Genomic DNA, 5782 nt, shown 5'->3' on the forward strand with positions numbered 1-5782 from the left:
TTGGCTGCGGACATACTTATACCTTCGCCACGAGTGGGCGACCCAACAGGCCTTGAGGACGGAAAATCAGGATCAGTACCAACAGCGAGAAGCTGAAGACGTCCTTATAGTCAGAGTTGATCACGCCAGAGAACAGCGACTCGGAGATCCCGAGGATGATCCCGCCAAGCATGGCGCCAGGCAGTGAACCGATGCCGCCGAGTACCGCGGCGGTGAAAGCCTTGATGCCGATCACGAAGCCTGCGGAGAAGTCGAACGTGCCGTAGTTCAAGGTGATCAACACACCTGCCAGTGCAGCCATGGCGGCACCGATGATGAACACATAGGAAATCACCCGGTCAGTGTTGATGCCGAGGATCGAGGCCATCTTGCGGTCTTGTTGGGTCGCGCGACACATGCGCCCCAGCTTGGTGAATTTGATGATGTAGGTCAGCACCGCCATCCCGGCAAATGCGGCGACCAGAATGAAGATCTTGGTGTAGGTGATCTGCACGAAGCCTGTGCCGAACTCGATTCTCCAGGCACCGCTCAGCAAGGTTGGAATACCCTGTTGCCGTGAGCCCTGAGCAATCTGCGCGTAGTTCTGCAGAATCAGCGAAACGCCGATAGCACTGATCAGCGGTGCCAGTCGGGTGGAGTTACGCAGCGGTTTGTAAGCGATGCGCTCGATGACCCAGCCATAGGCACCGGTCACGAACACGGTGAACAGCAAGGTTCCGAAGATCAACAGCGGAAAGGATTCAACACCGAAGTACGTCAGGAGGGCCAGCGTGATTGCCGCCAGATAAGCGGAGATCATGTACACCTCGCCGTGGGCGAAGTTGATCATGCCGATGATGCCGTAGACCATTGTGTAGCCGATGGCGATCAGGCCGTAGACCGACCCGAGGGTCAGACCATTGATAACTTGTTGCAGGAAAATACCGTCCATCACGCACTCTCACGAACTTGAGAGGCCACCGCGAACCCGAGTTTGATGAGTCCTTGTGAGACGCATCTGGCCGGGGGTCATGTGGCGCAGAAGAAAATACCGGGTCGGCAGGGTTGCACAGCCCATTACCAGCGCGAGGCCTGCGCCTTGCGATCAACTCGCAAGGCGCAGGTCAGGCAGAGCGCCTATCTCACTTCTGCTTTTCCAACTGGTGGTATTTGCCAGCGGCATCCCACTGATACACCACGTAGTCGGAGATTTTCAGGTCACCCTTCGAATCCCACTCTTTGGTGCCCATGACGGTTTGGACCTTGTTCGCTTTCAGCCACTTGGCAGCATCTTCGCCTTTGTTTGACTTGGCACCGTTGAAGCCGGCAGCCAGGGCTTGAACCGAGGCGTAAGCGTACAGGGTGTAGCCTTCAGGCTCGTAGCCGGCCTTTTTGAACTCTTCCACGACAGCCTTGCTGTCTGGAATCAGGCGCGGGTCAGCACCGAAAGTCATGTACACGCCGTCGACGTACGGAGCGCCGCCAGCAGTGGCGACCATTTCGTCGGTCACGATGCCGTCATCGGACATGAACTTGACGTCTTTCAGGCCTTCAGTACGCAGCTGGTGAACCAAAGGACCCGCTTCCGGGTGCAGGCCGCCGAAGTAAACAACGTCAGCACCGGCCGCACGGATCTTGGTGACCAGGGCGCTGTAGTCTTTCTCGCCACGGGTCAGACCTTCTTCCAGCACGGGCTTGACGCCACGTGAGGTCAACTGCTTGGCAGTGGCGTCCGCCAGGCCTTTGCCATAGGTGTCTTTGTCGTTGATGACCGCGACTTTCTTGCCTTTGAGAACGTCGACGATGTAGTTACCCGCAACGATACCTTGCTGGTCGTCGCGACCGCACATGCGCATCATCGCGGGCAGACCGCGCTCGGTCACCGCTGGGTTGGTGGAACCCGGGGTAATGGCGAGGATGCCAGCGTCGGCATAGACCTCAGACGCAGGAATGGTCGACGAAGAGCAGAAGTGACCGACGACGCCGGCAACCTTGTCCTGGACCATTTTGTTGGCCACGGAAACGGCTTGTTTTGGTTCGCAGGCGTCGTCGCCCTTGACCAGAACGATTTGCTCACCGTTGACGCCGCCCGCCTTGTTGATCGCATCGGCTGCAGCCTGTGCGCCTTTCATGTACTGCTCGCCGAACGATGCGTTGGCACCGGTCATTGGACCTGCGACCCCAAACTTGATATCTGCCTGAGCGAACGACGCAGCACCCAGCGCAGTAGCGACTGCGAGTGCCAGAAAACCTTTCTTGTAGAACGTCTGCGACATGTGATGGTGCTCCTGAGGTTTTTTTAGTTAGCACAGCAACTTCAGCGGAAGCTTTGATTTAGCTACAAGCTTTGATTTAGCTACAAGCTCAGAGCAAGTGGCGTGCCATAGGTTTTTTATTATGTAAAAACTCTCTATTTTGTTACGAACCGACCTTTTGAAGCCTATTTTACTGCGCGTGCAACCTGTCTAAACCGCACCAGGTGCAACCCTGAAACAGGAAAGTGCAACCCATGCACAGAAACATAGCAACCTATGCATACAAGGGCGTGCAACCCGACTGTAACAGTATGCGTCACCGAACTGCACACCTAAGGTGCGCGACCGCTACGGGATGCACCATCTCAGGGTAGTGGGTGCGCGATAAATGCGCCTCAAGCCGCGCAAAAAAATTGCGTTAAATCACGATGCGCAAGCACTGGCCCGCGTGATACAGCGAAAAGCCCGCTTCGTACATAGCACTGCGTAGCCCTACGCCAACCAACGGATTCATCGGTGCGAAAGGCACCGGTAGCGCTTCAGGGTTGCCATGGCACAGGTAATCAGCGAACGCTTTGCCGACGACAGTCCCCGTGGTGTTCCCTCGGCCGTTGTAACCCGTGACCGCAACCAAGCCTGGCGCCGGCTCAAATAGGCGCAATAAGTGATCGGGGGTAAAAGCAATGGTGCCCGTCCACGTGCATTCCCACTCCACCGGTTTCAGGTACGGGAAGTAGTGCTGCTGGACGCGATCGGCCCAGGCTTTGAGGAACCAGGCTGGTTTTTGATTGCCGTTGCCCAAGCTGCCCAACAACAGACGACCGTCAGCGTCGCGACGAATGCTGCTCAATACCTGACGCGTGTCCCAGGATCCCTGCCCACCCGGCAGAATTTGTTGTGCGGCGTCTTCGGTCAATGGTGCCGAGGCGACCTGGTAGTAATAACCGGGGAAAAAATTGCGCCGCAGTTCGGTCCATTCGCCTTGGGTATAGGCATTGGAAGCGATCACCACCTTCTCAGCCAGCACTGCGCCGTGTTCGGTAATCACACACCAGCGATCACCCTGACGTTCGAGACGGGTCACCGGCGAATGGTCAAACACCTGACCGCCAAGACCGACCACGGCCTTGGCCAGCCCACTGGTATAGGCCATTGGGTTGAATGTACCGGCGCGACGGTCGAGTAATGCCGAGGAGATTTTCTGCGTGCCGGTGGCGTCTTGACAAGCTTTGCCGGTGAGCAATTCAACGGGCGCACCGCGGCGTTTCCATTGCTCTTCACGACTGCGCAGATCCGCTTCGCCACGGGCGTTGTGGGCCATGTGCAACGTGCCTTCGCGGCGCAATTGACAATCGATGTTGTACTTGTCGATCAGGCTGAACACCAGCGACGGTGCGGCGCCAAGCATTTGGTTGAGCTGACTGCCGACCTGTTTGCCGAAGCCTGCTTCGATGTCGTCTGGCGGGATCCACAGCCCGGCATTGACCAGTCCGACGTTGCGTCCAGACCCGCCCTGGCCGGTGCGATGGGCCTCAAGCACGGCGACGGTTTTGCCCTGCTCCAGCAGGTGAATCGCTGCCGACAAACCGGTAATGCCCGCGCCAATCACGCAGACATCGACCGTTACCTCTCCTTTCAGCGCCTCGGCATCAGGCCGTTGCGGTGTCAACTTTTCCCACAGACATTCGTCGCGTAGCGGCATCGCAAGACCCCGGAAAGATTTATAGCCTAATTGTTGCGTTGCCTGGTCTAACGCTTCGCCAACAAGTTGGCTCCTACAGATTGCGTTCATCCTGTAGGAGCCGACTTGTTGGCGAGAGGGGCCTATCAGTCGAAGGTAATCCCTTGAGCCAGCGGCAATTCAAGGGAATAGTTCACGGTCGCGGTTTGGCGACGCATGTAACCGCGCCACGAATCGGAGCCCGATTCACGGCCGCCGCCGGTTTCTTTCTCACCGCCAAAAGCACCGCCGATTTCAGCACCGCTTGGGCCGATGTTAACGTTGGCGATCCCGCAATCACTGCCCAGCGCCGAGATAAATTGCTCAGCTTCACGCACGTCGGTAGTGAAAATACACGACGACAGGCCTTGTGGCACAGCGTTGTTCAGGCGCACGGCTTCAGCGAAATCTTCGTAGCCCACCACGTACAGGATCGGGGCGAACGTCTCAGTGCAGACCACGTCGCTTTGCTCAGGCATTTCAACGATGGCTGGGGTCACGTAGTAAGCGTTCGGGAGTTCTTCAGCCAACACGCGCTTACCGCCGAATACCCGGCCGCCTTCGCTCAATGCCTGTTCAAGCGCGTCCTGCATGTTTTCGTAAGCGCCCTTATCAATCAACGGGCCGACCAGATTGCCTTCCAGCGGATGGCCGATACGCACTTTGGCGTAAGCGGTTTTCAAACGGCTGACGATTTCGGCTTTGACCGATTCATGAGCAATCAGACGACGCAAACTGGTGCAACGCTGACCGGCTGTACCGACTGCGCTAAACAGAATGGCGCGCACGGCCAGATCCAGGTCAGCGCTTGGGCCGAGGATCATCGCGTTGTTGCCGCCCAACTCCAGAATGCTGCGGGCAAAACGAGCGGCGATCTTCGGTGCGACTTCGGCACCCATGCGGGTGCTGCCGGTGGCGCTGATCAACGCTACACGCGGATCATCAACCAAGGCTTCGCCCGCTTCACGGCCGCCGATCACGACTTGGCTCAGGTAAGGCGGAGCGTCCGGGAAGTTTTTCAACACGCCCTCGAACAGTGCCTGACAGGCCAACGCAGTCAGCGGCGTTTTTTCCGACGGCTTCCAGATCACCGCATTACCGCAGACCAACGCCAACGTGGTGTTCCAGGCCCACACGGCAACCGGGAAGTTGAACGCGCTGATTACGCCAACAACGCCCAGAGGGTGCCAGGTTTCGCGCATGTGGTGACCAGGACGCTCGGAAGCGATGGTCAAACCGTACAACTGGCGCGACAAGCCGACAGCGAAATCGCAGATATCGATCATTTCTTGCACTTCACCCAAGCCTTCCTGGGTGATCTTGCCCGCTTCCCATGACACCAACTCGCCCAGGTCGGCCTTGTACTTGCGCAGGGCTTCGCCGAACAGACGAATCAGCTCACCACGGCGCGGGGCCGGGACTTTGCGCCAGGCCTGGAAAGCGTTTTCAGCACGGGTAACATGCTGCTCCACTTCCGCCCGCCCTTCCCAATGCACGCTAGCCACTTGGCTGCCATCAACAGGTGTGTGCACGGCTTGGGTGCCATTTTGATACAGCGCGGCATCGACACCGAGACGGTTGAGCAAGTCGGTAATCATGGTTTCTCCTGGTTTCTATAAATGAAAAAGCCGAAATAGGGAGCACAAACAAAAGCGGCTAAAGCGTCAGGCTCTACTAATAGCTGGCCTGAGACGCGGGAACAAACGACCATTAGGCGAGATATCATTCCGTTTAGTCATACTGCCCTTCGCGCGTGACCTGGCAGTGTAGAAAAAACCAAAGGCCAGACCATGCTTAACAAACGCCATCTGCCATCGATCACCGCGCT

General features: G+C 57.5%; 4 protein-coding genes. All 4 read right to left on the reverse strand.

The window, feature by feature from the left end; all coding sequences use genetic code 11:
• Positions 1 to 16 precede the first annotated feature (16 nt).
• The 4 genes from JWR17_RS19135 to JWR17_RS19150 all read right to left on the reverse strand — a co-directional run bounded on the left by JWR17_RS19135 (position 17) and on the right by JWR17_RS19150 (position 5552).
• Entirely contained in the window at positions 17 to 931 is a 915-nt protein-coding gene (locus JWR17_RS19135; protein ID WP_299833758.1) for a branched-chain amino acid ABC transporter permease LivH, read from the reverse strand.
• 190 nt (positions 932 to 1121) lie between these two features.
• The gene (locus tag JWR17_RS19140; protein ID WP_299833760.1) at positions 1122 to 2255 is read right to left on the reverse strand and encodes a branched-chain amino acid ABC transporter substrate-binding protein; all 1134 of its coding nucleotides are present in this window, start codon (positions 2253 to 2255) and stop codon (positions 1122 to 1124) included.
• A 397-nt stretch (positions 2256 to 2652) separates the two neighbouring features.
• Positions 2653 to 3936 carry an FAD-binding oxidoreductase gene (locus tag JWR17_RS19145; RefSeq protein WP_299833762.1) on the reverse strand — a complete coding sequence of 428 codons (1284 nt, stop codon included), beginning with the start codon at positions 3934 to 3936 and terminating at the stop codon, positions 2653 to 2655.
• 125 nt (positions 3937 to 4061) lie between these two features.
• Positions 4062 to 5552, reverse strand: a complete 1491-nt coding sequence (locus tag JWR17_RS19150) for an aldehyde dehydrogenase family protein (RefSeq protein WP_299833764.1) — start codon at positions 5550 to 5552, stop codon at positions 4062 to 4064.
• Between the last annotated feature and the right edge of the window lie 230 nt (positions 5553 to 5782).

The sequence above is a fragment of the Pseudomonas sp. genome (assembly GCF_028293835.1).
Lineage (GTDB): Bacteria > Pseudomonadota > Gammaproteobacteria > Pseudomonadales > Pseudomonadaceae > Aquipseudomonas.